The organism is Candidatus Albibeggiatoa sp. nov. BB20 (assembly GCA_016744725.1).
Lineage (GTDB): Bacteria > Pseudomonadota > Gammaproteobacteria > Beggiatoales > Beggiatoaceae > Albibeggiatoa.
In genome coordinates this window covers 1-22,324 of record JADGDW010000007.1, presented here as the reverse complement: position 1 = coordinate 22,324, position 22,324 = coordinate 1, and the positions used below count along the sequence as shown (strand labels likewise).

Annotated in this window: 22 protein-coding genes; 13 read left to right on the top strand and 9 right to left on the bottom strand. The window is 38.3% G+C overall.

Annotated features, from left to right (window positions below):
• Nucleotides 1-9: 9 nt before the first annotated feature.
• The 5 genes from fur (at nt 10) to ABXH34_RS01560 (ending at nt 4,695) form a co-directional block, all read left to right on the top strand.
• Nucleotides 10-456 carry a ferric iron uptake transcriptional regulator gene (gene fur, locus ABXH34_RS01580; RefSeq protein WP_353570098.1) on the top strand — a complete coding sequence of 149 codons (447 nt, stop codon included), beginning with the start codon at nt 10-12 and terminating at the stop codon, nt 454-456.
• A 117-nt stretch (nt 457-573) separates the two neighbouring features.
• The gene (locus ABXH34_RS01575) at nt 574-1,446 is read left to right on the top strand and encodes a TIGR04222 domain-containing membrane protein (protein ID WP_353570097.1); all 873 of its coding nucleotides are present in this window, start codon (nt 574-576) and stop codon (nt 1,444-1,446) included.
• Between the two features lie 104 nt (nt 1,447-1,550).
• The gene (locus ABXH34_RS01570) at nt 1,551-3,302 is read left to right on the top strand and encodes a PHA/PHB synthase family protein (protein ID WP_353570096.1); all 1,752 of its coding nucleotides are present in this window, start codon (nt 1,551-1,553) and stop codon (nt 3,300-3,302) included.
• A 380-nt stretch (nt 3,303-3,682) separates the two neighbouring features.
• Complete coding sequence (locus tag ABXH34_RS01565) at nt 3,683-3,925, top strand: SMI1/KNR4 family protein (RefSeq protein ID WP_353570095.1); 243 nt, start codon at nt 3,683-3,685, stop codon at nt 3,923-3,925.
• 194 nt (nt 3,926-4,119) lie between these two features.
• On the top strand, nt 4,120-4,695 hold the full coding sequence (locus ABXH34_RS01560) for a 5-formyltetrahydrofolate cyclo-ligase (RefSeq protein WP_353570094.1): 576 nt from the start codon (nt 4,120-4,122) through the stop codon (nt 4,693-4,695).
• A 1-nt stretch (nt 4,696) separates the two neighbouring features.
• Here ABXH34_RS01560 and ABXH34_RS01555 read toward each other — a convergent pair whose 3' ends face one another.
• The 3 genes from ABXH34_RS01555 to ABXH34_RS01545 are packed head-to-tail and all read right to left on the bottom strand — an operon-like array spanning nt 4,697 to nt 7,314.
• Entirely contained in the window at nt 4,697-5,248 is a 552-nt protein-coding gene (locus tag ABXH34_RS01555; protein WP_353570093.1) for a YfiR family protein, read from the bottom strand.
• A 57-nt stretch (nt 5,249-5,305) separates the two neighbouring features.
• Nucleotides 5,306-6,049 carry a LytR/AlgR family response regulator transcription factor gene (locus ABXH34_RS01550; protein WP_353570092.1) on the bottom strand — a complete coding sequence of 248 codons (744 nt, stop codon included), beginning with the start codon at nt 6,047-6,049 and terminating at the stop codon, nt 5,306-5,308.
• Complete coding sequence (locus ABXH34_RS01545) at nt 6,046-7,314, bottom strand: sensor histidine kinase (protein ID WP_353570091.1); 1,269 nt, start codon at nt 7,312-7,314, stop codon at nt 6,046-6,048. Before ABXH34_RS01545 ends, ABXH34_RS01550 begins: the two co-directional genes overlap by 4 nt.
• 198 nt (nt 7,315-7,512) lie before the next feature.
• Here ABXH34_RS01545 and ABXH34_RS01540 point away from each other — a divergent pair, with 198 nt between their 5' ends.
• Together ABXH34_RS01540 and ABXH34_RS01535 are read left to right on the top strand one after the other, a co-directional pair.
• Complete coding sequence (locus ABXH34_RS01540; RefSeq protein WP_353570090.1) at nt 7,513-8,217, top strand: OmpW/AlkL family protein; 705 nt, start codon at nt 7,513-7,515, stop codon at nt 8,215-8,217.
• A gap of 76 nt (nt 8,218-8,293) precedes the next feature.
• Complete coding sequence (locus tag ABXH34_RS01535) at nt 8,294-8,506, top strand: hypothetical protein (protein ID WP_353570089.1); 213 nt, start codon at nt 8,294-8,296, stop codon at nt 8,504-8,506.
• 344 nt (nt 8,507-8,850) lie between these two features.
• Here ABXH34_RS01535 and ABXH34_RS01530 read toward each other — a convergent pair whose 3' ends face one another.
• Nucleotides 8,851-9,717: an NAD(P)-dependent oxidoreductase gene (locus tag ABXH34_RS01530; RefSeq protein ID WP_353570088.1), complete on the bottom strand. Its 867-nt coding sequence runs from the start codon at nt 9,715-9,717 to the stop codon at nt 8,851-8,853.
• 191 nt (nt 9,718-9,908) lie between these two features.
• Between ABXH34_RS01530 and ABXH34_RS01525 the strand changes: the two genes are divergently transcribed.
• Complete coding sequence (locus ABXH34_RS01525) at nt 9,909-10,673, top strand: HAD family hydrolase (protein ID WP_353570087.1); 765 nt, start codon at nt 9,909-9,911, stop codon at nt 10,671-10,673.
• 234 nt (nt 10,674-10,907) lie between these two features.
• Here ABXH34_RS01525 and ABXH34_RS01520 read toward each other — a convergent pair whose 3' ends face one another.
• The gene (locus ABXH34_RS01520) at nt 10,908-11,501 is read right to left on the bottom strand and encodes a YdbL family probable chaperone protein (protein ID WP_353570086.1); all 594 of its coding nucleotides are present in this window, start codon (nt 11,499-11,501) and stop codon (nt 10,908-10,910) included.
• 196 nt (nt 11,502-11,697) lie between these two features.
• Here ABXH34_RS01520 and rsmG point away from each other — a divergent pair, with 196 nt between their 5' ends.
• Together rsmG and ABXH34_RS01510 are read left to right on the top strand one after the other, a co-directional pair.
• Nucleotides 11,698-12,327, top strand: coding sequence for a 16S rRNA (guanine(527)-N(7))-methyltransferase RsmG (rsmG, locus tag ABXH34_RS01515; protein WP_353570085.1), 630 nt, complete (start codon nt 11,698-11,700; stop codon nt 12,325-12,327).
• 180 nt (nt 12,328-12,507) lie between these two features.
• Nucleotides 12,508-14,547: a sodium-translocating pyrophosphatase gene (locus ABXH34_RS01510; protein WP_353570084.1), complete on the top strand. Its 2,040-nt coding sequence runs from the start codon at nt 12,508-12,510 to the stop codon at nt 14,545-14,547.
• 273 nt (nt 14,548-14,820) lie between these two features.
• On the opposite strand, the gene ABXH34_RS01505 is transcribed toward ABXH34_RS01510, so the two are convergent.
• The 3 genes from ABXH34_RS01505 to ABXH34_RS01495 form a co-directional block, all read right to left on the bottom strand.
• The gene (locus ABXH34_RS01505) at nt 14,821-15,996 is read right to left on the bottom strand and encodes an acetate/propionate family kinase (protein WP_353570083.1); all 1,176 of its coding nucleotides are present in this window, start codon (nt 15,994-15,996) and stop codon (nt 14,821-14,823) included.
• Nucleotides 15,997-16,105: 109 nt separating this feature from the next.
• Nucleotides 16,106-17,503, bottom strand: coding sequence for a bifunctional enoyl-CoA hydratase/phosphate acetyltransferase (locus ABXH34_RS01500; RefSeq protein WP_353570082.1), 1,398 nt, complete (start codon nt 17,501-17,503; stop codon nt 16,106-16,108).
• 508 nt (nt 17,504-18,011) lie between these two features.
• Nucleotides 18,012-19,019 carry a TRAP transporter substrate-binding protein gene (locus ABXH34_RS01495; protein WP_353570081.1) on the bottom strand — a complete coding sequence of 336 codons (1,008 nt, stop codon included), beginning with the start codon at nt 19,017-19,019 and terminating at the stop codon, nt 18,012-18,014.
• 260 nt (nt 19,020-19,279) lie between these two features.
• On the opposite strand from ABXH34_RS01495, the gene ABXH34_RS01490 reads away from it, so the two are divergent.
• Genes ABXH34_RS01490 through ABXH34_RS01480 form a run of 3 tightly spaced genes read left to right on the top strand, consistent with a single transcriptional unit; the run spans nt 19,280 to nt 21,701 of the window.
• Complete coding sequence (locus ABXH34_RS01490; protein ID WP_353570080.1) at nt 19,280-19,807, top strand: hypothetical protein; 528 nt, start codon at nt 19,280-19,282, stop codon at nt 19,805-19,807.
• Between the two features lie 54 nt (nt 19,808-19,861).
• A complete protein-coding gene (locus tag ABXH34_RS01485; protein ID WP_353570079.1) occupies nt 19,862-20,944 on the top strand; it encodes an ABC transporter permease in 1,083 nt (360 codons plus the stop codon).
• Nucleotide 20,945: 1 nt separating this feature from the next.
• The gene (locus ABXH34_RS01480; RefSeq protein WP_353570078.1) at nt 20,946-21,701 is read left to right on the top strand and encodes an ABC transporter ATP-binding protein; all 756 of its coding nucleotides are present in this window, start codon (nt 20,946-20,948) and stop codon (nt 21,699-21,701) included.
• Here ABXH34_RS01480 and ABXH34_RS01475 read toward each other — a convergent pair.
• A partial coding sequence (locus ABXH34_RS01475) for a prepilin-type N-terminal cleavage/methylation domain-containing protein (RefSeq protein WP_353570077.1) occupies nt 21,698-22,324 on the bottom strand: 627 nt, incomplete at its 5' end. The two genes, ABXH34_RS01480 and ABXH34_RS01475, sit on opposite strands and share 4 nt — an antisense overlap.

The window sequence follows — 22,324 nt, the reverse complement described above, 5'->3', positions numbered from 1 at the left end:
ATATTTTGAATGGAAAGTGCTGATTTAAAACGGTTGGGATTAAAAGTAACCCATCCACGTATGAAAATTTTAGAATTACTTGAAAATAGCCGTACACGCCACATGAGTGCGGAAGAAGTGTATAAAGCCCTCTCCAATTCAGGTGAAGAAATCGGCTTGGCCACCGTATATCGCGTATTAACTCAATTTGAAACTGCAGGTTTAGTGATTCGGCATTATTTTGAGAATGGACGTATTTCAGTGTTTGAACTGGCTGAAACTGCACACCACGATCATTTGCTGTGTATCAAATGTGGTAAAATTATCGAGTTTTCTGACAATATTATTGAAGAACGTCAAAAAATCATTGCAGAACAACATGGCTTCAATATTAAAGACCACTGCTTATATATTTATGCTGAATGTACAGATTATAAAGATTGCGAACATTACAAACAATATCTACAAAACCAGTGATGTAAGGTAATAAAAATAATGTTTTTATATAGGCATTGGTTTTGCGTAATGAAGTATTCAAAAGTTAACAATTTTTGGCCGTTTTCATAAACCCTTACTTATGTTTGGAGATGTTCTATGCTTGATTTTTTGCTAGAAATGCCAATGGGAGAGTTTCTCATCTATTTTGGCTTGTTTGCAATGACGTGTATTGCTGTTGGCTGGTTTTGGGTCAATGCGGATGGTTCAAGCCAATATAAATTACCTTCAGAAGAAGAATTAAATTCTTTTGAATTGGCTGCACTGCGTGATGGTCGCAAAGGCGTGATTCACACTGCATTATTCAATTTATGGCATCGTGGCTTACTGGCTAGTGATCGCAACAGTGCAAACCCAAAAGTGCAAAGGGTTAATGTGGCAACAGATGACCCACGAGGTGAAATTGAAGATGCAATTTATCAATTTACTTGGACAGCCCGTAGACCCGCTGAGTTTTTTACTGATGCGACTTTGTGTAAGAAATTAGACCCTTTAATTCGTCCCATTAACCGTAAATTAGAGAAAATGCACCTTAAGTTTAAAGAAGATCATCTTGACCGTGCCTCTATTGCAAAGTTTATGGTTTTGGCTCTTATGTTTGCCGCTGCGGGTGCTAAAATTTATCACAGCATGTTTGCTGATGAGCCTTTTATTTTTATTTTAGCGGCTCTAGTTGCTGCTGTTGTTGCAACCCATTATTTGATTAAGCCCAGTCGCAATACTCGCTTAGGCCTTATTCATGTGAAGAAAATGCAAGAACGCTTTGCATGGGCAAAAAGTGAAAATCCTGATGATGGTTTAGACCCAGCCTTGCGTGTTGCCTTATATGGTATTTCAGCTTTGAGTGGGATTACCATGTTTTCTTCATTCCAAAATACCTTTGCAACAACGGATACTATCGGGGCTGCAACAGGTGGTTATGCTGGCGGCGGTAGCGGCTGCGGCGGTGGTTGTGGTGGTGGCGGTAGTTAGTAGTAGCCATAAAATAATTAACATCATAACTATAAATAATCATAATACACAGCTATAATACTTGACAGATTTGTATACCCAGATTGCAAAACGGAGACCTTCAAATGAGTACACCGCCAAATTTTACTAATCCAGAAGAAGTAATCAAAGCATTTAATGAGCAAGCAAGTGAAGTATTTGGTGGTTTTGCCTCCAGTCAAGCGCAAGAAATGGTTAAAGAATTTAGCCAAGCGTGGAATTCTGTTGCATCCCAAGCGATGGAAAACCCTCAAGAATGGCTTCAAATGATGGCGCAATATCAACAAGAACAGCTTAATTTGTGGGGCAAGTTGTTTAACGTCAACATTGAGGCAGTCCCTGGTATCTCTAAGCTTGAACCCGAACGTGGTGATCGTCGTTTCTCTGATAAAGAATGGAACGAAAATCCTATATTTGATTACATTAAGCAATCTTATTTATTGGCTTCTAAGTCATTAAATCAATGGTCTGAGTACGCGCACTTAGATGATGAAAATAAGAAGAAATTAGAGTTTTACACTAAGTATTTCATCGATGCGATGTCTCCTACTAACTTTGCGGTCACTAACCCTGAAGTGATGCGGGAAGCAGTGGATTCTAAAGGTCAAAGTTTATTGAACGGTTTGCGTAATTTGCTTGAAGACATGAGCAAAGGTCGCATTACGATGACGGATGAATCGGCATTTGAATTAGGCAAAAACATCGGTGCATCTGAAGGTGCTGTGGTTTATCAAAATCGCATGATGCAGCTTATTCAGTACAAACCAACGACTGAAAAAGTCTCTGACCGTCCTTTGTTAATTGTTCCACCTTCAATCAACAAATTCTATATTTTAGATTTACAGCCTGCAAACTCTTTTGTTAAGTACTCAGTTGACCAAGGTAACACCGTATTTTTGATTTCTTGGATTAACCCTGATGAGTCAATGAAAGATATATGCTGGGATGATTATTTAGAAGATGGTATTATCCAAGCGACTAAAGTAATTCAAGAAATCACCAGTGCGAAAAAATTAAACACGGTTTCTTGGTGTGTTGGCGGTACATTATTAACTTCTGCGTTAGCTGTGATGCACGCGAAGAAAATTCATACTAGCATTGCTTCTGCAACCTTCTTTACTACCATGTTAGACTTCTCTGATGTGGGTGATTTAAGTGTATTTATCGATGAAGGCCAAGTGGCTCAACGTGAAGCACAATTGAAACAATCAGGTATCTTACCAGGTAAAGATTTATCCTTAGCATTTTCCATGATTCGTGCGAATGATTTGATTTGGTCTTATGTGGTGAATAACTACTTAAAAGGTCAAAACCCTGCGCCATTTGATATTTTATATTGGAACAGCGATCCAACTAATTTACCTGCAAATATGTATAGTGATTACTTACGCAATTTGTATTTAGAAAACAAGTTAATTAAATCTAACGCATTAGAAATGTGTGGTGTGCCGATTGATTTAACTAGCATCAAAACACCTTCTTACTTCTTATCTACCATTGACGATCATATTGCGCCTTGGAAATCGACTTTCACAGGTACAGAATTGTTCTCTGGTAACATCGAATTTGTATTAGGTGCAAGTGGTCACATTGCAGGTGTAATTAATCCTCCTGCGAAGAACAAACGCAATTACTGGCATGGCGGTGAATTAGGTAAAGGTGCGGATCAATGGTTAGAAACTGCTAAATCTGAAAAAGGTAGCTGGTGGAATCACTGGACTGCTTGGTTGAAGAAACGCGGTGGTACTGAAGTTGATGCGCCTACAGCATTAGGCAGTGATAAGTATAAAGAAGTTGAAGCTGCACCGGGTAGTTATGTAAAAAAACGTATTGTTTAGTACATACCTAACTAAGTGAAAAAAAGCTGGCAATCTGCAACAGACTGTCAGCTTTTTTATGTCATTGTTTTCTTAAGCTGAAACTATCCAAAATTAGTTTATGTCCTGTACTGGGAAAAATCATTTTACATTTAATTTTCAATTCAGCCGTTTAATGTATTCCTTAAAGATAACTTGGGTTTGGTATGTTTTTTCGTACTAAGCTCTGGTTAAAGTATATAAAGGAGATTGCGTTGTCTAATCAATTTGAGTGGCAACCTTTTCTTGCTCAATGGGCAAATAGAATTGAGTGGGATGAGTATGTTTGTAATGAAGATATTTGTTTTTGGAAAACTTTCTAGGAAAAAAATACTCCACCTGTGGGTAATAATGTAATAAAAATGAAAAAGGTTGAGCTTCAATTTTTTCAAGTTTCTGAGTTGGATATACAGCAGCTTGAAACAAACTTAGGTCTACATTTACCACCTTCCTATAAAGCTTTTTTACAACACACAAATGGTTGGCCTATTGCTATGGATGAAACTTTACTTCCAGCTCAAGAAGTAGGCTTTTTTTCTAAACGTTACCCAGAAGACCTTAAATTTCTAGGTAATGCTACTTTGATAGCACTACCCTATTTTTGAAACTGCACTTGGTTTTTCATTACAATTTCTCCTTATTTCTTTATCTTGAGTATAGCTCAAGGTTGTTTGGCTATAGTTCATTGGTAATAAGGTTTTATTTAGTACTCTAATAAATTATCTGAACTGTCGGATTGATATAATACAAAAAATATTATATATTCAATATGTTATCCATTTAAGAATTAACAAAAATAATGAATAAAAAAGCTTTAAGAAAACAATTTTTACAAAAACGTAAACGATTAACAACTCAGGCCTTAGAACAAACCAGCCAAGCAATACAAAAGCAATTTTTTAACAATATTCCTATTCATTGTGAAACAGTGCACATTTTTCTACCTATTATCAAAAAAAATGAAATCAATACATGGCTGATTATTAATCAGTTATTTCAGCAATTTCCTAAAATCAATATTGCCGTTCCTAGAGTAGATATTCAGCACAATAGTTTAAGCCATTATTTTCTGACTTCAGATACACAACTCATTCAAAATCAATGGGGAATCGATGAACCTATCAAAGCTCAAGCGTGCCCAATTGAAACGATAGACATGGTATTAATTCCTTTATTAGGCTTTGATAATCAGGGTAATCGGGTTGGATATGGCAAGGGCTTCTATGATAAATTTTTGGCAGAATGCCGAACGGATGTGATTAAAATTGGTTTGTCATTATTTGAACCTGTAGAACAGATTGATGATATTCAATCCCATGATATTAAGCTGGATTTTTGTATTACACCCAATGCAGTCATACAAATCAATCCATAAACTATTTATCAACAATCTTTGCTAACACGAGGAGGCGCGCATTAGCATAGAGCTGGACTTGTTTTAACACTTTTAGATTAATTTCTAATTTAACCCGATTGCGTCGCTTAACCATATTAATCATACCACCGTCATTCGCAAATTTAGGTATTTCACTCACGGTTAAAATCGGTAGACCTTTTACATAAGATAAAATTTTACTGACATTATCTTTTTCAGCACGGACAATAAACAGGACATGACAATTTTGGCTTTGGTTTAATTCAATATTTCGCTTTAAGATGAGACTACGCTTTCTAACCGTATTTTCTTTTATTGTGTCCAGCAGTGAACCAAATGAGTCTTCTCCTAAAGTACAAATAACCAATGGGTCTGAAATCCGCGTTTTTGAACGTTCATCAGGCCATTTTATCATTAAAGTTAAATTGTACAAAAACGCTGCTTTAATATGATACTCATTATAAGCATCATCCGCATATAATTGAGTAATGAATAAGCCATTGATAACAATAAAAGCGATGAGGGACTTAACGATAAACCCAATGTGTTGCATAATCACGCCCTATCTCGAATGCTGTGTAGCAAAACCATTAATTTTGTCCTGCATCGCCTAAAAACTAGATAAACGCATATCTTTTAGCACTTTTCGCACTGTCGGTAAGTGACGACGGCTAATTTCTAAACGTGTAGGCTGGTCGCGCAAGGTGATGTAACAACGCCCGTTATTGTCCTTAACCAAGCTCGAAATATAATTGACTGCAACCAACGTGCTACGATGAATGCGTAAAAATTGACCTGCGAACTCTTTTTCTAAGTCTTTTAAGGTCTCACTTAGCAGAGCTTCGCCTTCTTTCCAATGTAAAATGACATATTTTTCATCAGCAGAGAAGTAAAAAATTTCTCCCACTGGAATTAATTTTAAATTACTTCTGACATTAATACTAATGTGACTACGTGCAGTTGCTCTTGGTGTATCGTCTGCAGTAGAAGGTTTTTGTAGCAGAGCTTGAGCACGTTTTAAGGCTTGTTGTAAGCGGTCTTTGCGTATCGGTTTGACCAAATAATCAACGGCCTGCGTCTCAAAAGCTTCTAACGCATGATCGTTATAGGCGGTTGTAAAAATCACAATCGGTTGGGGATATAAATTCACTAACCTTTGCGCCACTTGCATACCATCCATCCCCGGCATCCTAATATCTAATAATACGACATCAGGCTGATAGGCATGAACTGCACTTAAGGCTTCTTTACCATTGCTTGCTTCTCCAACGACATTGCCTAAGCCTAATTCATGTACTAAGGCTGTGAGGCGTTCGCGCGCAAGACGTTCATCATCAACAATTAATATTTTCATAAGTCTGTTTGATATGGGAAACGTAGGCTAACACAATATACATCGGGTTCTTGTCTGACGCTTAAGCTGCCTAATTGACCATAGTACGCTTGTAAACGTTCGTGAATATTGCGTTGCGCAATCCCATGTCCTTTACTCTGGTGGCTTAATGGTTGCTGGCTTAAGGGGTTTTCAATATCTAACTGGATTTGTTTACCATCAAAAAGACCCGTAATTTCTATCATACCACCTTCTGGTAAAGGTTGGATACCGTAATAAATTGCATTTTCTAATAATGGTTGAATACTTAAACGCGGGATTAACGCATCTTGTGGTACTCGATCAATTTTCCATTCTACTTGCAATCGTTCGTCTAAGCGTAAGCCTTCAATACGTAAATATTGGATACATAAATCAAGTTCTTCTTCTAAAGCTACTTTTTCTCTAGCATCACCCAAACTGGCGCGAAACAGTTCTGATAAATCTTCCACAGCTTGTTCTGCTTTATCTGGATCAATGCGAATTAAACTTGCAATCGTATTCATACTATTAAATAAGAAATGCGGGCGAATCCGTGCTTGTAAAGCTTGAACTCTGGAATAGGCTGTAGCCTCAGTTTGTTTTTTCCAACGGTATTGAATATAAAAATAGCGTAAAACAATGGCGCTGACAATGGCACTGATGCTTAAGTTGCGTAAAAGAAACAAATGGTGATCGATAACTTGGTTGTGGTTATTTTGCAACGCATTGAGTACGGCGAGTAATTCAGTGAGTAAAATGGTGAGAATGAGTATGAGAGTATAAATTAAAACAAGAGTGCCATTTTTCCATATTTTTTTGTAATAACAAGAGCCTAGTACAATGCCGCTAACCAAATTACTAATAATCAAATTAGTTAATAATATTGAATAATAATTAGTGTAAATGTCTGCTACATGGGTAAAGGCATGTTCTAATTCCCAAGCAAATTTACTGGCAAGCCAAGTCATCAGCAAGATAAATAAATAGCTCAAGATAGGGCCAATATTTTGATCTTCTAATTGTCGTAACCACTTTCTAGTAAGACATAAAATAGATAAACTCAGCAGTGTAACTGCTTGCATGAACAGGGATGTCCATCCTAAACTAGGCAATAATTCGTATTGAATATAATGCCATGCATAACCTTCTTTCCCTACAGGACTGAGTACCAACATGATAGCCAGCAGCTCGGTCAAAACAATTCCAGAAATAATTAAATACGCGCTGCAAAAGTTGGGTAAAAAATGTTTATCTGTATCATCCATATCAATTTAGGCCTTAAAAGTTGTTGCATATCAGCAAATCATTTTTTTTGTTGTAAACTTGCATCAAACTGTTGACTAATTGTCACACCTTTGTAATAGTACGCAGTAATTTATAGGTAATTCTGCAACCAAATTCTTAAGTTTATACCGTGATGGTATGACCTAAAAATCATAAACAATTAATTAGGAGCAAAACTGATGTTAAAAAAATTCGCCAAGTTTTCCTTACCCGTTATTATGGCAGGCTGTTTGACAGCTATCAATGCACCTGTTCAAGCTTTAGAGACAGGTGACTTATTAGTTCGTGGCCGTATCATCAATATTAACCCAAGTGCTGACAGTGGTAATGTCACTTCTAGTGCTGTTGGTGGCGAAGTTGCTGGCACTGAAGTAGACGTAGAAGATGCGTATTCTTTAGATATCGATTTCACTTATATGTTGACACAAAACATTGGTGTTGAATTATTATTAGACCTTAGCTCCAAGCATGATATCGTGGGTAAAGGTCCTACTTTATCTCCTTTAGGCACTATTATTGAAACCCGCGTATTACCTCCTGCGTTGATTTTACAATATCACTTTTTACCAGACAGCCAGTTCCGTCCTTATGCAGGTCTTGGTTTAAACTACACAATGTTCTTGAGTGAAGAAGCAACTTCATCTTTAGATACAGGTTTAGGTGGTGTTAGAGACGTTGAATTAGATTCTTCTTTCGGCTGGGTTGGTCAAATCGGTATGGATTATGACTTAGGTAATGATTTATTTTTTAACCTTGACGTTAAATACATGGACATCGATACAACTGCAACTTTCTACTCAGGTGCATTAGGTAACGTTTCTACTGATGTTGATGTTAACCCTTGGGTATTCGGTATTGGTGTAGGTAAACGTTTTAGCTTCTAGTTTATCTACAATGTGGGTTTGGGTTAGAATGGCAGGTATTAGCAATTCTATCCAAACGCCCATTTAGGAGAATATCATGGCAGAAACGAAAAAAAAGAAAGAACGTTATATTATTATTACTGATAACAGTAGTGTTGGTATAACGCAGGCAACACGATTGATGGTTTCTCAGATTAATGAGAAAATTGACCAAGGTTATGTGCCCTTTGGCAATTTAGCCGTATCTGAAGATGAAGCTGGTAATCCAAATTTTTACCAACCCATGATTTTGAAAGCCCCGTCAAAATAGTTTTTTTATGTTATTAGAAGTGAATTACATTTCGTGCAGTATACCGATTTTACATAATGTGGTTAAACTTCCCAAATGTAGTTCGTTTTACTCAAGCCTCATGCCATTTAGAATTTTCTACAGCCAAATTGATCTTGATTATCTATTTAAACAAGCATGCTCATAGTCCATTCCATCCTCATAAAATCTCCAGCCAATAATCCTAATACTTTATTCATCTTACGCAGTTCAGGGATTTTTTGATAAAGCATGAATTATATGTGTAGGGTGGATAAGCATAGCGTCATCCACCGAGATTCAATTGAAAATCATCTAAAACTAAGTGAAATAATCTCAAAAACTGACTAACTTTCAGGTGAAATCGCTTGAAATAAGGCAGAGTAATCATGTTCACCAAAACCCATATTGACCGCTTGTTGCAAAATATCCCGAACCCCTTCAGTTGCAACCCCGTTTAAACCTAATTGCTGGGTCTCATCAAGGAATAAATTAATATCTTTCAACATGTGTGAAGTTGGAAAATTAGGATTATCAAACTGCCGTTCCAACATGTTATTTAACTTTTTATCGTATGTTGGAGCATATAGCGCACTATCTCGCAAAATATTCATAAATTGTTCAACATCTAAACCATTTGCTTTAACCATCGCCAAACTTAAACCAAATGTTGTTGCCAGTGAAGCAATAAAATGATTGAAGGCCAGCTTTACTGCTGATGCACTACCTACTTCCCCAACATAATGCACTTGAGACCCAAGATGACTTAATAAAGGCTGCCATTGCTCAAATTGTGCTTTAGTTCCACCGAATATAGAAATCAATTGACCTGCATTGACATTAGGAATACTTCCAAGTACAGGTGCTTCTAAGTAATCCACATCATATTCAGCCAATGTTTGTGCTAAGTTTCGGCTTTGCTGTGGAGCAATTGTGCCCATTTGAATAATGGTTTTACCTTTAAGTGCTGCTCTTACATTATCTTGTTCCAATAATACCGCTTGAATCGCTGTAGCATCCGTCAGCATCAATATAATGACCTTTGTTTGTTCAATTGCTTCTAGTGCGGTCTCAGTGGTTTTGATACCCGCTTGTTGCAATGGCTTTAATTTATCTTGGCTACGATTCCACGCCGTAATATCTACATTTTGAATATGGAAACGTTTAACCATTGCTGCACCGAGCAATCCAGTGCCTAATAATGCAACTTTCATTCAGCATCCTTTGTTGATTAATGGTTCATAAAGTGATTATGCCATTATACAGCCAGCCACTGCTGATTATATCAATTTGATTCCATAAGTTAATTTTATAAAAATGATTATCTTTTTTAGCATACTGGATTGCTCAACAATTCGCTATAATTAGGATTCTAACAATAACAAACCCAATTAGGATGGTCAGGATGGCAGAACTTAAAGCATTGATTTTTGATGTAGATGGCACATTAGCTGAGACTGAGCGTGATGCACATCGGGTGGCATTTAATGCAACTTTTAAGCAATTTGGATTGGATTGGTATTGGTCTGAAGAATTATACGGCGAACTACTTAAAGTCACAGGTGGTAAAGAACGGATTCGTTATTATATTAATGACTTTGGTGCAGCTGTACCTGAAGTGGATGATTTAGATACATTTATCGCTGAGTTGCATAAAGACAAAACTGCACGTTACTACGATATTATGGTTAATGATGATGTTCCGTTACGCCCCGGCATTGCACGTTTATTTCAAGAAGCTAGAGAAGCAGGTTTAACACTGGCTATTTCAACCACGACCAGCCCTAAAAATATAGAAGCTTTATTAGCTTACAACCTAGACCCAGAAGCCATGAGTTGGTTTAAAGTAGTGGCTGCAGGTGATATGGTTAAGCAGAAAAAACCTGCGCCTGATGTGTATCAATTGGCATTAGATGGTTTGCAATTACCTGCCAACGAATGTATTGCCTTTGAAGATTCTATTAACGGTTTGAAATCAGCAAAAGGTGCTAATTTGCCTACGATTATTACATTCAGTGGTTATACTCAGCATGAAGACTTTACAGGTGCTGAAGTCATACTCAATAATTTAGGAGAACCTAATCAGCCAATGGAAGTTATTGCTGGCGATGTAGGTGATGCAAGTTACATTACAGTTGATATTTTGAAAAAATTAGCTGCACAATGGTAAAAAATCCGTTCTGAAGCTTGAACCCGCTATTTTATTGCAAGCGATTATTTTGGATGGCTGGCAGTGATATAGTCGTTTTATTCTAAGATGATACAGGACTGGCAGTCCTTGGTTTTAAAAGTAATTGATATTTAAAGTTTTATAGGACTGCCAGTCCTAATACCCAAAACAAAATTGACTATAACATATAAAATTCGCTGCCAGCCTGCACTTTCTAAATAATAGAATTACATATTAATTTGCTTTTTGTAGCCAATTTCCATCTGTATCTTGATACCACCAACCTGATTTGGCACGGTCAATCCAGCGTGCCGCAAATGTATCACGGATTTGAGCTTCCCATTCAGGATGCCCATTGGCATTGGCAATTTCACGATATAAGGCTAAACGATCATTATTTTCATCGTCGACTAATTTTTTAATTTCATTGCGTGAGCGCAAAGGTACTTTATTTGGTGCACGTAATACGATCAACGCATCTGAAGTTAAACCAATCCCACCATTATTATAATACGACTCTAACTGTTGATGACGGACTTGCATCGCTTCTTGAATTGCCTGAATTGCAGGGCTAGAAATATCAACATTGAATTCTACTGCATGAGCAGGACGTACTAATATATCCAAGGCTTGTGCCCACAATGGTATAGCAATACTCGATTGTGTATCAGAGCTTTGTGCTTCTTGCTCTTCTTCACCCCAAACCTTATCAATAATTTGATCTGCGGCTTTTTCAGCCGCTGCCGCTGGGAAATACACATTAATTGTCACACACGCAGTTAACATTAACATCACGGGCAACCAAGACCAACGTAAATAGTGCATCATAAAATCCTCATTAGTTGAAAAAATTTAAGCTTTGATTGTAAGAAACTGATACGGATATGCAAGTGCAAAATCACATCCATGGTATTTTATTTGTGCTAAGCCTGCTTCCCAGCATATCAATACTTTCTCTATTGTGTGACCTAGCTTATAATTTCTGAAACACAAATTCATTTGGTACTTTTAAGGTTTAACAACTGTGAGCTATAGCGAAATATTGCAACAAGGTATTCAGACATTAGACCTAAGTTTGTCTGAGACAACTCAAGCACAGTTATTGGGTTATTTACGATTACTGGAGAAATGGAATCACGTTTATAATCTTACAGCAATCACTGATTTTTCAGAAATGATTCCAAAACATTTATTGGATAGTTTAGCAGTTGTACCACATATTTCAGGGCGGCGAATTTTAGATGTAGGAACGGGTGCTGGGTTGCCAGGATTGGTGTTAGCCATTGTACATCCAGATTGGGAGTGCACCCTGCTCGATAGCAGTAGTAAGAAAATTCGTTTTGTACAACAAGTGGTGGCAGAATTAAATTTAACCAATGTGCACTTAGAACATGCACGGATTGAAGACTTTGAACCTAGCAGCCGATTCTCAAGCATTATTTGTCGGGCTTATACCAGTTTGCATGATTTTCTTGCCCAAACTGAAGAGCTTTGTGAGCCACAAGGTAGTATTCTAGCCATGAAGGGGCTATATCCTGAACAAGAGATTGCCGAATTGATGCACTTGCCTGTGAAATTAGAAACCATCGTATTACAAGTGCCACAACTTTCCGCACAACGTCATTTGATTGTGATGCGCCCCTATGACAACTAAAGATTCAAACCATCATTAATACAGAGATTATTTCATTTTTGGATAGGAAATTAGACGTTTTATTTTAAACCATTATTTTTCAACAAATCAACCTGAGGGTAGTACTGCTCTAACGGACGAAGTATCTAATAACAATAAATAATAAGTTAGTTTTTTACCACATAAGGAAGGAGTGAACACATGTTGGACTTTTCTGGGGTAAACCTCGTTTATATTGGCGTAGGGGTCGGGATACTGGCCTTGCTGATGGCATGGATCAACAGCCGTCGCGTTGAGCAATTTAAAATCACTAACCCACGAGTTGAGGAGCTGACTCAAGCGATTCGAGAAGGCTCAATGGCATTTTTAGATGCAGAATATCGTATTTTAATTTTGTTTGTGATTGCGGTTGCGATTCTGTTGGCTTTATTCATGCCGAATCAATTGATTGCAGTCACCTTTGTGTTAGGTGCGATTACATCCGCAGTGGCAGGTAACATCGGTATGCGGATTGCGACTCGCGCTAATGGGCGTACCGCAATGGCAGCACAAGAAGGCGGTTTAGCTCGTGCCTTAGACGTAGCATTTTCTGGTGGTGCAGTGATGGGCATGGCGGTAGCAGGTTTGGGTTTATTAGGTATTTCTCTCCTTTTAGTCAGTTTCACCGAAGGCATTAGTATCATCACAGGATTTGGTATGGGTGCGTCTTCTATCGCGCTTTTTGCTCGGGTTGGCGGTGGTATTTACACTAAAGCGGCGGATGTTGGTGCGGACATTGTTGGTAAAATTGAAGCGGGTATCCCTGAAGATGATCCACGTAATCCCGCCACTATTGCCGATAACGTCGGTGACAATGTGGGTGATGTCGCAGGTTTAGGCGCAGATTTATTTGAATCTTATGTTGGTTCAATCATCGCTACCATCATTTTAGGTGTGCTTGCTGCTAAAGAATTAGGCGGTAATCCAGATAGTTATGTGGTCGCGCCGATTTTAATTTCTGCTGTGGGTATTATTGCAAGCATTATTGCGATTTTCACAGTGCGTACTAATGATCCTAGTAAAGTCTATTCTAAACTGGAAAACGGGACACGTATTGCAGGCTTGCTGGCCTTGGCGGGTTCTTATGCAGTGATTTATCTATTAGGTTTGAATATTGGCGTATTTTGGGCGATTTTAGCGGGTATAGTTGCAGGTTTAGTGATTGCGTTTGAAACAGGTTATTACACTGAAAAACACAAACGTCCTGTCAATATGATTGCCGATGCAGCGAAAACAGGCCCAGCTACCACCATTATTCAAGGCTTAGCCATGGGCATGGAATCGACTGTAACGCCGATTATCGTGATTGGGATTACAATTATTTTAGCGTTTAATTTCGCTGGTTTATACGGTATTGCAATGGCTTCGGTTGGTATGTTATCGATTACAGGGATTGTGGTTGCGGTCGATTCTTACGGGCCTATTGTTGATAATGCAGGCGGTATCGCAGAAATGGCAGAATTGCCTCCAGAAGTGCGTGACATCACCGATGAGCTGGATGCAGTAGGTAATACAACGGCGGCAATTGGTAAAGGTTTTGCGATTGGTTCAGCCGCGTTAACCGCCTTGTCTTTATTTGCTGCCTATAAAACCGCAGTGGAACATTTGGCCACGGAAAAAGGCATTGAAGCACTACAAACATTTAGCATCGATGTAACCAATCCACCTGTGATTGTTGGTTTATTCCTCGGTGGTATGTTGACCTTCTTATTTACTTCATTGACCATGACTTCAGTTGGTAAAGCAGCAATGGAAATGGTTGAAGAGGTGCGTCGCCAATTCCGTGAAATCGATGGCATCATGGAAGGTAAAACCAAGCCTGACCATAAACGCTGTGTCGAAATTTCCACTAATTCCGCATTGAGACAAATGATTGCTCCGGGCTTGATTGCCGTCACTGCGCCTGTTTTAGTGGGTTTATTTGACCCAGTTGCATTAGGTGGTATGTTAGCAGGTGCTTTAACCACAGGTATTTTGATGGCGATTATGATGGCTAATGCGGGTGGTGCTTGGGATAATGCCAAGAAACAAATCGAAAGTGGTTACAAAGGTGATGGCAAAGGTTCTGAACGTCACAAAGCTGCGATTGTCGGCGATATGGTAGGCGATCCGTTTAAAGATACGTCAGGCCCTTCATTGAATATTTTGATTAAATTGATGTGTATCGTGTCTTTGGTACTTGTGCCTTTATTTGTGCGGTAATTTTTATATTATAGTCAATTTTGATTTATGTGTTAGGACTGGCAGTCCTTTTATAATTTAAAATATCAGTCAGTTTTAAAATCGAGGACTGCCAGTCCTGTATCACTTTAAAGTAAAACGACTATAGGGCTCGTTGGATCGGCAGTCCTGTATTTGGTGGGTTTCACTGCCATTTTATTAAGCTCTCAAGGAATGCAAAATAAATTTCGCACTCCAATCACTGATATTCTTCTGTAGTTTCTATGGCGAAGATATTGACAGCTCAATATAAGCTTAAAGTTCTAACAAATCATAAGTATGTTGCGCAATCATTTTTTCTTCGTTGGTTGGAATCACCCATACTGAAACTTGACTGGCATCGGTACTGATTTTAGTTGCCGTTTGATTATTTGCTACAACATCTAATTCAACACCCAACCATGCGCTTTGCTGACAAATTTGCGCTCGGACTTGTGGTGAATGCTCGCCAATACCCGCTGTAAATACTAAGGCATCTAAGCCACCAATGGCGGCACAGAGCGAACCTATTTCACGTACAATACGATAGTTAAATAAGGAAACGGCTTGTTGTGCTTCAGGTGCTGGATTATCTAACAATTCTTGCATATCGTTGCTAATACCCGAAACCCCTAATAAACCCGATTCGTGATACAACAAATGTTCTAATTGCTTTGCATCTAAACCTTGTTCAACTAAATATAAAATCACACCGGGATCAATATTGCCAGAGCGTGTGCCCATTGGAATCCCATCTAATGCAGTAAAGCCCATCGTCGTTGCTGTACATTGTCCATTTTTCAAAGCGGCCATACTCGCACCATTCCCCAAATGACACACAATCACCCGTTCAGGCATTTCACCTGCACATTGTGGTAAAGCCTTGGTAATATATTCATAAGATAAACCATGGAAGCCATAACGCTTAATACCTTGTTCTGTATATTTACGTGGAATAGCAAAAGTGCAAGCAATATCTGGTTGAGTCGTATGGAATGCAGTATCAAAACACACCACTTGAGCTAAACCTTGTTTTAATTTTTGTAAAATTTTAATCGGGGCAATATTGTGTGGCTGATGCAAAGGCGCGAGTGGGATGAAAGCCTCTAACTCTGTTATCAGATTGTCTGTGACTTTTTCAGGTTGAGTGAATTGTGTACCGCCGTGTACCATGCGATGACCAATGGCAATCAAATTTAAACCATCCTCTTGCTGCTCTAACCAGTCTAACATCACCGAAAAAGCGGTTTCATGATCCGCACCTTCAGCCAAAGTCTGTTTGGTTAAATTTTGTCCTTGTGCATCTTCAGCTTTGAATGACGGATGTGTGCCAATCCCAGCAATACCACCATGATAGACTAAATCTAAACGATGTTGAGCTTGGCAAGAAAAAAGTGAAAATTTAATACTTGATGAACCTGCATTGACGACCAAAATCGCATTTGCCATCATGAAATCCTTTTGATTCAATTATCAATTAATACGGGAAATATAGGACTGCCAGTTATTGAAAAATTGACAATCCTACGAAATACGAAATTAGAACGAAGGTTTTGATTCCTTAACGTTCAATTTGTGGTTTTTTGTTCCGTACCAATAATAAGGCAAGCGCACAAGAAGCCATCCGACTTAACACACTGTCCGCACGACTGGTTAATGCAATCGGCACACGTGCACCCAAAACGATACCAGAGGATTGTGCATCTGCTAAATATTCCAATTGTTTCGCCACCATATTGCCAGACTCTAAATCAGGTGCAACTAAAATGTCAGCTTGACCTGCAACAGCAGAAGTGATTTTTTTGATTCTTGCTGCTTCAAATGATACTGCATTATCAAATGCTAAAGGGCCGTCGACGAGGCCACCTGTAATTTGACGACGATCTGCCATTTTGCATAAAGCCGCTGCTTCTAAAGTTGAACGCATTTTAGAACTAACCGTTTCAACTGCACTTAATAAAGCCACTTTCGGTTCACTAACACCTAAAGCATGAGCTAATTCAATTGCATTTTGCACGATGTCCCGTTTGGTTTCTAAATTAGGTTCGATATTGATCGCGGCATCTGTAACCATCAAAGGACGCGGATAAGTCGGTACATCCATTAAGAACACATGACTCATACGGCGAGAGCTAGTGATACCTGTATCGCGTTTAATCGCCTCGTGCATCAATTCATCTGTATGCAAACTGCCTTTCATTATCGCTTCAACTTCACCCGAACGCGCCATGACAACTGCTTTTGCCGCCGCTTCATGACTATGTTCCGTGTCAATAATTTCATAATCATTAATATCGACTCCTTCCTGCTCAGCAATTGCAGTGATTTTACCGCGAGGGCCAAATAACACAGGTATAATTAAATTCGCTTTCGCCGCATCAATTGCACCCATCAATGAATTAGTATCCACAGGATGTACAATTGCCATCCGAATCGGTTCAAACTTCTCAGTCATTTTAACCAAGCGTTCTAATTGTGCACCGGGCATATTGATATGAATTTCAGGCAACATCGCACGCGGACGTTTGATTTTTTCTGAAGGTGCAAATACGTTAGCACAACCTGTATAAATGATCTCGCCATCTTGATTTTCACAACGACAATTAAATACGACTAAATGATCGTCCTCATGTTTTTCTTTAACCGTAATCGTGACAATAATGGTTTCGCCTAAAAATACTTGGCGTTCAAATTGTAAATTTTGCTCACGATAAACCGTACCTGGTCCTGGTAGTTGATTACCTAATAAACTAGATAATAAATTACCTGCCCATAAACTGTGGCCAGACACTTTATGGCTTTCTTGACCTTCTGCATATTTTGTATCCATGTGAGTTGGATTAACATCACCTGATACTAATGCAAATAAACGAATATCTTCAATGGTTAAGGTATGGGTTAACGTGGCTATATCGCCAATTTTGATTTCGTCAAAGACTTTATTTTCTATGAATTCCATAGAGTATTTCTCGATTTGTTTAGAAAGTAATAGGATTGGTATCAAATTAAGATATTTGTATGACACCAAAATGAATCTTTATCACCTTTCATACTCCTAAAGTAGCTATCTAGTCGAAAACAACAATAACGACAATTGATTATTATTTTTGCCGCAATGTATAAGAGTTCAGCAAATTTAACAAGAGGCTGCACTATAATTTTATAAGTGAAATGTGAACATATCAGAAGGGAAAACAGGTGTTAATTGATTAAGTTAGCCACATTTTTTGTTTCATAGATGTTTTTTTAAAATTGGAAAAACTTGCAAGCATATTCATATCAATTCAAACTGAATCATTCAGCATTAGAATGGGGAAATTATAATAAAAATCAAGCAGGAAGAAATATAAAATCTTGATATTCGATAAGCAGTAGTGGATATATCTGTTTAAATCAAATACATCAAAAAAGCCTAACCAGCAGTGATTGCCAGTCAGGCTTAAGATATTATCATTATATTTAAAATATTACTGGTTTGAACTTAACGCAGCATCAACCACATCTTTGCCAATTTCGTCTTCAAATTTAGCCCAAACAGGTTTCATTGCTTCACGCCATTTAGTCAATTCTTCTTCTGTTAACGCTAAAACTTCAGTGCGACCAGAATCAATCACTTTTTGACGATAATCCATTGATAATTTAGAAGCCTCTGCATTCACTTCGGTAGTGACTTCAGCAATAATTGTTTCTAATTCTGCACGAATGTCTTCAGGTAAGCCATTCCAGAATGAGTCACTGGTCACTAACATATAACCTAAATAGCCATGGTTAGATTCAGAGAAATATTTTTGTACTTCGTGGAATTTCTTGGAATAAATATTCGCCCAAGGATTTTCAGCACCGTCGACAACGCCTGTTTGCAACGCATTATAGACTTCAGCAAAGGCTAATTTTTGAGGGCTAGCCTCTACTTGTTCGAATTGTACTTGTAATACATCTGATTGTTGAATACGGAATTTTAAACCTTTGGCATCTTCTGGATTACGCAATGGTTTGTTAGCGGACAGTTGTTTCAAACCGTTATGCCAGTAAGCAAGGCCATGATAACCAGTGTCACCCATTGAACTGAGTAAATTACGACCTGTATCACTTAATTGGAATTTTTCGATCGAACTTAAATCATTGAATAAGAAAGGTAAATCAAATATTTGTAATTTTTTAGTGTATTTACCAAATTTAGCTAAAGAAGGTGCAGCCATATGTACATCGCCTAATAACAAGGCTTCCATGACTTTATTGTCATCATATAACTGTGAGTTTGGATAAACTTCAACTTCAACCCGACCTGCAAGACGTTGTTCGACCAATTCTTTAAACCGATTTGCGCCAATCCCCTTTGGTGTACTTTCAGCGACGACATGAGAAAATTTAATTGTTATAGGTTTATCAGATGACGCATGCCCATCACTGTCACCTTTATTGCATCCCGTCATTGCTAAAATAACTAATGACAAGCCTAAAATATATTTGAGCATAGGATTCTCCTCCAATTATGATAAGATATAAGCTAATTTCCATAGCTTAATAAAATAAAATTATTAGGGTATAAAAACACCCTTAGCACAGGCTACCATGTCTTCAATTATTATCAATAGGTCAATGTCAAATTAATCATTGTTTTCAGGTGAAATAGTGATAAACCAAATAGTTATGAATCTTACTATGGCAACGGGTTGATACTATGTCTAAGCACAGATTATTTTTTCTCTTCTGTATTTTACTATACAGCTTGTCAATGACAGGTTGTGCAGGCTTATTGCCTGAAATTAAGAAAACAACCAAGTCCCCTTGGAAAACTTTTGGTGAGGCAAAGAAATCATTTGATTTAATTGTGCCTGAAAAAACCACCAAAGAAGAATTGAAGCTATTAGGCTTTGATCCCTTTGAAACCCCTAACGTTAAGTTAATTACTTATTTAGATGTTTTAGAACGTTTTGTGCCTAATCAAGCCGTACAATTGCAACACTTGCACCCGCAAATCCGCGCGTGTTTAGAAGCGAAAGGGGCATGTCATGGCTATGAGGTCAAACCTAGCAATTTACAAAGTAAACGTTATGGTAATGCGGTTCTGGATTTATTGAACTTTCGACGTAAAACCATAACCTCGGGCTGGCGGTTTGATGCAATCATCGTCTTAAATGAAGAAGTGGTGATTTATAAACTTTGGGGTGGCGAACCGAACGTTTTAGAATTTGAAGATAAGAAAAATCCTTTAGGCCCTCTACAAGATATTGGTCGGGTATTTAAAATAGAGAATTTCTAGCATTTATGAGGAGTTGTTGATTAGCAGCTCTTCATTAAATAAAGCTTATATTTCATGTCAGAATCTTGCACTCCTCTCGAATTACAAAATACGACCTTACTTTGTCGTGGTACATGGACTATTCAGCAGCTTGCCGTTATTGAACCATTGCAGGCTGCTTTAACTTCTCAACCAATTCAGTTCATTGATGGACAAGCCATTGATCGCTTAGATACTGCGGGGGCATGGTTGTTGTATTCATTACAGCCTCAAGCGCAGTTTATTCATTTCAAACCTGAACATATTGCCCTGATTAACTTAGTTAAGAACACACCCATCAATTCAAATAAACCTAGCGAACAGCCGTTTTTGCTAGAAACCCTTGGCCGTCAGACTCTTTATCAATTACAACAATTGACCTATTTTTTAAGCTTTATTGGTGAAACCAGTGTGGCCTTTTTGTCCTCTCTATTTCATCCACAACAGTTTCGCTGGAATGCCTTATTTTCCAATATTTATACATCTGGAGTTACGGCTGTGCCTATTGTGGGCTTGATGGCGTTTTTGATGGGTGTGGTGTTGGCTTATCAAGGTGGAACGCAATTGCAGCTTTATGGCGCGAATTTATTTATTGTGGACTTGGTTGGGATTACTTTGCTGCGAGAGCTTGCACCGTTGTTAACCGCAGTCATCGTTGCAGGGCGCAGTGGCTCAGCCTATACCGCTCAGATCGGTACGATGCGCATTACCCAAGAATTAGATGCTTTACAAACCATCGGTATTACACCCATGTCGCTACTTGTTTTGCCTAAGGTGTTGGCTTTAATGATCGCGTTGCCGTTGTTGAGTGCCTTTGCTGACATCATGAGTGTGTTGGGTAGTATTGTGATTGCAAAATTGACGTTAGGTGTCAGCGTAACAGATTTCATGAGCCGCTTTCCTGAAGTGATTGGGGTGAATCATTATTTAATTGGTTTAGGAAAAGCACCTGTCTTTGCGGCAATTATTGCTTTAGTTGGTTGTTTTCGGGGTTTTCAAGTAACGGGTAGTGCCGATAGTGTTGGGCTGCAAACCACTTTGAGTGTGGTACAAGCGATTTTCTTAGTGATTGTGGCAGATGCTATTTTCTCAGTATTGTTTAATTGGCTGGGCATGTAGCATGGACAATATTATTGAAATTCGAGATTTATATACCAGTTTTGCCGATTTATCGATACATGAAAAGTTGAATTTAGAGATTAAACAAGGTGAGATTTTAGCCTTAATTGGTGGCAGTGGCGCGGGAAAATCGACTTTATTGCGTGAGATGATTTTATTAGAACAGCCGACTTCAGGCTCAATCCAAATATTAGGCCATGATATTTTAAATTTAAAAGACAGCTTATGGTTGCGGCGGCATTGTGGTGTGATGTTTCAAAATGGTGCGTTGTTTGGTTCTTTAACGGTTGCGGAAAACATTGCTTTGCCATTACAAGAGCATACTGAATTAAGTGATAACTTGATTGCAGAAATTGTGGCGTTAAAAATTGCATTGGTACAATTGCCTCAAACAGCAGGACAGTTGTATCCAAGTCAATTAAGTGGCGGCATGGTCAAACGGGCAGCATTGGCAAGAGCTTTGGCTTTAGACCCACAAATTATTTTTTTAGATGAACCGACGGCAGGCCTAGACCCCATTGGTGCAGCCGCTTTGGATCAGTTGATTGTGAATTTAAAACAGTTGCTGGGCTTAACTATTGTAATGGTGACTCATGATTTAGACTCATTAAGACAAGTGGCTGATAGGATTGCAGTATTAGCCGACAAGCAAGTGATTACCGTACAAACTTTTGACGTATTATTAGAATTTGAACACGATTGGGTGCAAACTTATTTTCATGGGATACGAGGGAAAAGGTTTAGCTCAATTGCCTAAAAATCAAATTGCTGATTAATTGGAATTGGGGCTTCTTTGACTCCAATCACGCTGACGAGCCATTGCACTTTTTGTTGTCGACGTTTCGCGGTAAATAAAATCGCTTCAGGTAATTGGGTAGTCAGTCCAAATTTTGTTGGCGGCCATGCTTCAAACCATGCTCCATTTGCATCCATATATTGAAATTGTCCCTCATGTCCAAACCATTCCATTATTTGCCATTTTGAGGTGGGTTGTTTAATTAAATCAGGATAATAATATAAAATTGTTTTATCTTGCTGTGGTTGTAATGTCCATTGAAAAGGAGCGGGCATACCTGTTTCTTCATGTAGTGAAGCCATTGTTAAACCAGCAAAATGATCTTTTTCTCCTGTAAAGATATAAGCTGAATTTTTACTTGCTGGGAATAAGGAACGGACGCTGCTTCTAAACCAATATTCTTGTAATGCGCCTTGTTGCAAATCGTTAATTTGATTTACAAACTGAGTTCTTAACTGGAATACAAAGGTTAAGCCTTGCATTAGCAACATACTGATTAAACTTACTAATACCAGTACGACCAGCATTTCCAATAAAGTAAAACCCGAATCCCGTTTCATTCTTCCCATGCCTTCCATACAGGG

Excerpts from the sequence above, each read along its gene's own strand:
- ABXH34_RS01500 (WP_353570082.1), bottom strand. The coding sequence starts at position 17,503 with ATGGAATTCATAGAAAATAAAGTCTTTGACGAAATCAAAATTGGCGAT.
- ABXH34_RS01545 (WP_353570091.1), bottom strand. The coding sequence starts at position 7,314 with ATGGATGATACAGATAAACATTTTTTACCCAACTTTTGCAGCGCGTAT.
- ABXH34_RS01495 (WP_353570081.1), bottom strand. The coding sequence starts at position 19,019 with ATGCTCAAATATATTTTAGGCTTGTCATTAGTTATTTTAGCAATGACG.
- ABXH34_RS01480 (WP_353570078.1), top strand. The coding sequence starts at position 20,946 with ATGGACAATATTATTGAAATTCGAGATTTATATACCAGTTTTGCCGAT.
- ABXH34_RS01540 (WP_353570090.1), top strand. The coding sequence starts at position 7,513 with ATGTTAAAAAAATTCGCCAAGTTTTCCTTACCCGTTATTATGGCAGGC.
- fur (WP_353570098.1), top strand. The coding sequence starts at position 10 with ATGGAAAGTGCTGATTTAAAACGGTTGGGATTAAAAGTAACCCATCCA.
- ABXH34_RS01520 (WP_353570086.1), bottom strand. The coding sequence starts at position 11,501 with ATGATGCACTATTTACGTTGGTCTTGGTTGCCCGTGATGTTAATGTTA.
- ABXH34_RS01550 (WP_353570092.1), bottom strand. The coding sequence starts at position 6,049 with ATGAAAATATTAATTGTTGATGATGAACGTCTTGCGCGCGAACGCCTC.
- ABXH34_RS01535 (WP_353570089.1), top strand. The coding sequence starts at position 8,294 with ATGGCAGAAACGAAAAAAAAGAAAGAACGTTATATTATTATTACTGAT.
- ABXH34_RS01490 (WP_353570080.1), top strand. The coding sequence starts at position 19,280 with ATGACAGGTTGTGCAGGCTTATTGCCTGAAATTAAGAAAACAACCAAG.
- ABXH34_RS01510 (WP_353570084.1), top strand. The coding sequence starts at position 12,508 with ATGTTGGACTTTTCTGGGGTAAACCTCGTTTATATTGGCGTAGGGGTC.
- ABXH34_RS01485 (WP_353570079.1), top strand. The coding sequence starts at position 19,862 with ATGTCAGAATCTTGCACTCCTCTCGAATTACAAAATACGACCTTACTT.
- ABXH34_RS01570 (WP_353570096.1), top strand. The coding sequence starts at position 1,551 with ATGAGTACACCGCCAAATTTTACTAATCCAGAAGAAGTAATCAAAGCA.
- ABXH34_RS01505 (WP_353570083.1), bottom strand. The coding sequence starts at position 15,996 with ATGATGGCAAATGCGATTTTGGTCGTCAATGCAGGTTCATCAAGTATT.
- ABXH34_RS01575 (WP_353570097.1), top strand. The coding sequence starts at position 574 with ATGCTTGATTTTTTGCTAGAAATGCCAATGGGAGAGTTTCTCATCTAT.
- ABXH34_RS01530 (WP_353570088.1), bottom strand. The coding sequence starts at position 9,717 with ATGAAAGTTGCATTATTAGGCACTGGATTGCTCGGTGCAGCAATGGTT.
- ABXH34_RS01555 (WP_353570093.1), bottom strand. The coding sequence starts at position 5,248 with ATGCAACACATTGGGTTTATCGTTAAGTCCCTCATCGCTTTTATTGTT.
- ABXH34_RS01565 (WP_353570095.1), top strand. The coding sequence starts at position 3,683 with ATGAAAAAGGTTGAGCTTCAATTTTTTCAAGTTTCTGAGTTGGATATA.
- ABXH34_RS01525 (WP_353570087.1), top strand. The coding sequence starts at position 9,909 with ATGGCAGAACTTAAAGCATTGATTTTTGATGTAGATGGCACATTAGCT.
- ABXH34_RS01560 (WP_353570094.1), top strand. The coding sequence starts at position 4,120 with ATGAATAAAAAAGCTTTAAGAAAACAATTTTTACAAAAACGTAAACGA.